Annotated in this window: 1 protein-coding gene and 1 pseudogene; both read left to right on the forward strand. The window is 47.8% G+C overall.

The genetic code is table 11. The features are described 5' to 3' along the window. On the forward strand, positions 1-630 hold a 630-nt coding region (locus HMPREF2842_RS06670), incomplete at its 5' end, for a DUF6318 family protein (protein ID WP_070643667.1). A gap of 4 nt (positions 631-634) precedes the next feature. Beyond that, positions 635-1,213: pseudogene (locus tag HMPREF2842_RS09270) on the forward strand (hypothetical protein); the annotation flags it as partial.

Genomic DNA, 1,213 nt, shown 5'->3' on the forward strand with positions numbered 1-1,213 from the left:
GGCCAGCAGGCAAATAACGAGGCGGCAGCCACCGCAACTGCCGCACCAAGCGAATCGGCATCTACTTCTGCTGCGGCATCTGAATCTGCATCAGCTTCAGCAACCCCCTCTACTGTCCGAGGCTACTCGGGCGGCTCGAAGGCGCCTGATGGCGAGTACCGCCCTGCGGACGGCAAGGGCCCTGCTCAGAACGTGCCGAAGCCTAACGCCCCTGAAGAGGGCTATCGTGAGAAGTCTATTGAAGGTATCCGTAAGACGATGGATGCTTGGGTGAAATGGACTAATTACGGAATTCAAGTAGGCGATTTTACGGAATCCCGAAAATACATTTCCAGTAATTTTGAAAGTGAACTTAAGGGATATAAGAGCTTTGAGGACTTGTATAAGCGCGGCGGGTGGATTATTGATGGCATTGACAACTATGTTGCTGATGGAAATCCGTGGTCTGAGGATGGGGAAACCTATTTTTGGAAGGCATATCGCGAGTGGAATTATATAACTCTTGTGGAGCCTACCGGAGAATGGCACCGAAACCGAAATATCCAGAAGGATAATGACACCTGGAAATTTGAATTTAAGTACTCCGACTCTTCATGGAAAATTATCGGTTACGAACAGGTAGAAGACTAAAATAATGAACAAAATAATAAAATGCAGTGGGATTTTTTCTCTATCTTGCATTCTAGGATTTTGCGGTACCACTAACGTTGATGCATACGTTATTACTGCGCCTTGTTCTGACACATCAGCTAAAGTTTGCCAAATCGAAGTTGAAACAACTACTTCGCGAGGCAGTCAAGATGGTTACGATGAGAAAAATACAGGTGCAGATAATGCCAACCAGGAAATTCAGCAACAATATACTTATTCCACGGTAAATCAGGGAAACGGCGTAAAAGTTACCTACGCCAACGAAAATCCCAATATTATGTCATGCACAACCAAAGACGGAAGAATAGGAACATTCAAGTTCACAAATATGTCGCTTGAATCTGGCATTCCTGTAGATCACGGAAGTCCCCGAAGCCCTTCCTCTGCTAGTTGCATCCCGAACAATACCCGCACCTTCACCAGTGCCGACAGCCCAGGTCCCACCGGCCCGACCTACGAAGAAGTCATGGAGGAAATCCGCCACGCAGCAGAATCGCTAGAACCGGGTAAGCCGACCCTGCATCAGTCCTATAACAACCCCGCAGGCACTGGCCGAGCAGAA

It is taken from the genome of Rothia sp. HMSC069C10, assembly GCF_001812205.1.
Taxonomy (GTDB): Bacteria; Actinomycetota; Actinomycetes; order Actinomycetales; family Micrococcaceae; genus Rothia; species Rothia mucilaginosa.